A 2361-nucleotide genomic window follows, 5' to 3' on the forward strand; every position below is an offset into this window, starting at 1 on the left:
GATGCTATTCCCTTTGAATCGGATTATCAGTACATGGCAACTCTGCACGATGCGGAGCCTCGAATGATATATGTTAAAGGCTCAGTGGAGGCGTTGCTCAGTCGCTGTACCCAGATGCTAGATGCTCAGGGACACCCAATCGCCCTCGACCCTGGCCAAATCAAACAAGAGGTAGACACCATGGCAGGTCAAGGGTTACGAGTATTAGCGTTTGCTCAAAAAACAGCACCCACCTATCAGCACGCTATCGACCATGAGGACGTTGCCACTGATTTAGTGTTTTTGGGACTACAGGGCATGATTGATCCACCCCGTCCAGAGGCGATTGCTGCGGTTCATGCCTGTCAGTCAGCGGGTATTCAAGTCAAGATGATTACAGGCGATCACATTGCCACAGCACGGGCGATCGCCCAACGAATGGGCATTCAAACGGCTGCTGGGGTAGTCGCGTTTGCAGGGCAACAGTTGTCTACTATGAATGCGCAGGAACTCCAGCAAGCAGCCGTGGAAGGCTCTGTGTTTGCTAGGGTTGCCCCTGCCCAAAAGCTGCAACTGGTAGAAGCCCTCCAAGCCCAGGGAGAGATTGTAGCGATGACAGGCGATGGGGTCAATGATGCCCCGGCCCTCAAACAAGCTGATATTGGTATTGCCATGGGCAAAGGGGGTACAGAGGTAGCGCGAGAATCGGCTGACATGCTGTTGACTGACGACAACTTTGCTTCCATCGAAGCTGCTGTGGAGGAAGGACGCACCGTGTATCAAAATCTGCGGAAAGCGATCGCGTTTCTGCTGCCCGTTAATGGTGGCGAGTCCATGACGATTTTGATCAGTGCGCTGTTGGCGCGAGAATTGCCGATTTTATCCCTACAAGTCCTCTGGTTAAACATGATCAATTCCATCACCATGACGGTTCCCCTTGCCTTTGAACCAAAATCCCAAGGGACAATGCAGCAGCCGCCCCGCAATCCCAATGAACCCCTGCTAACCCCAAGATTGCTCCGCCGCATTCTAGTGGTGTCAGTCTTCAACTGGATTTTGATTTTTGGGCTGTTTGAATGGGCCAAATCTGCAACAGGAGATGTAGCAGTAGCCCGAACCATGGCGATTCAAGCCCTAGTTGCTGCCCGCATAGTCTATTTGGTTAGCATTAGCCAGTTGGGGGTGACTATTGTTGACTATGTGCGTGGTCGCACCCGGGCGATCGCCAATGCCTCTATGGTCATGGTGGGGATTGTAACCGCAGTCATCCTACAACTGCTCTTTAGCCAGTGGAGTGTGATGAATACCCTATTTGCCACAGCTCCCTTGACTGGGCATCAATGGCTAATTTGCCTGTTGCCTGCAATACCCATGATTCCAACCGCCCTTTTGGCTAACTGGATTGATCCTCCCCAAGCTGTAGCCCGAAAGCGGTGAGGAGGAAGCAGTTACGGCCATGGTTTACTGAGTATCTCCATTGCAGGCTCCTCATAGCCCTTACCCTAGTTGAGGGTCATCAAAAGCTCAAGAAAATACCGATACTGTTGTGAACTCTGGCCGTTGTGCGGGGGGAACGATTGAGAATCTGTCCCCCCAAGTAAAGGGTAGTGGAGCTACCTCCGTCTAGGTTAAGGGCATCGACAGTTCCTAATTGCTGCATGATTTGGGCGAGTTCTGCTAGGGTTGGCCCTCTGCCGTTGACGCGGTGTTGTACTGTGACGATCGCCAAATTCCCATTGGGCAAGGTTGCGATCGCACTACGGACAGCAGCCTCGGTAATGAAAGCATTACTAAACTGTTCTCTGGCTGCATCTAGAACAATTTGGCCCCCTTGCAGTAGCAGTGGCCCCCCGCCCACAATATGGGGATAGTTCTGAAACTCCGGCGGCATCGTTGTGCCTGTAAGTTGGATGATCGTTCCAGGGGGCAGGGCATTGGCCGCCGTGCGGTACGATCGCGCCACCAACAGATAGCCATCGGCAGGCAGAGGAATGGCATTGTCACCAGCTTTGCCCAAGGTTTGCTGCCCAACCACTTGGTTTCTAGACACAGTGATGACCACCTCATTGTCAGTCAGAGGGCTGTAGGTATTGCCCCACGCCAGAGTATAACGAGAAAGCCCAGCTTGGACGTAGCCACTGTCGGTATGCAGCAGGGGAAAACTCTGACCAGTATTGGTGGTGATGGCTTGTGATAAGGAAAGGCGATTGATCATGACCGTGCCATCATTACCCCAAGCGATCGCCCCTCGGTTCAAAATTGGGCTGGAATACCACACACCGTCTCGACGAATGGCTCCCAAGGGGGAGTAGGTGTTGCGACTAAAGAACCCACCATTGATGGCCGCAATGGCTTGCCACCGCCGGGCCATAGTTAGAACTG

The 2361-nt window shown here is 52.9% G+C and carries 2 protein-coding genes; one reads left to right on the top strand and one right to left on the bottom strand.

The annotated features are described in order from the left end of the window. A partial coding sequence (locus NZ772_17550) for an HAD-IC family P-type ATPase (protein ID MCS6815362.1) occupies nucleotides 1-1416 on the top strand: 1416 nt, incomplete at its 5' end. Nucleotides 1417-1495: 79 nt separating this feature from the next. Here NZ772_17550 and NZ772_17555 read toward each other — a convergent pair. Then, nucleotides 1496-2361 (bottom strand): phosphodiester glycosidase family protein (locus NZ772_17555; protein MCS6815363.1); only part of this gene is annotated, 866 nt, incomplete at its 5' end.

It is taken from the genome of Cyanobacteriota bacterium, assembly GCA_025054735.1.
Classification (GTDB): Bacteria; Cyanobacteriota; Cyanobacteriia; order SKYG9; family SKYG9; genus SKYG9.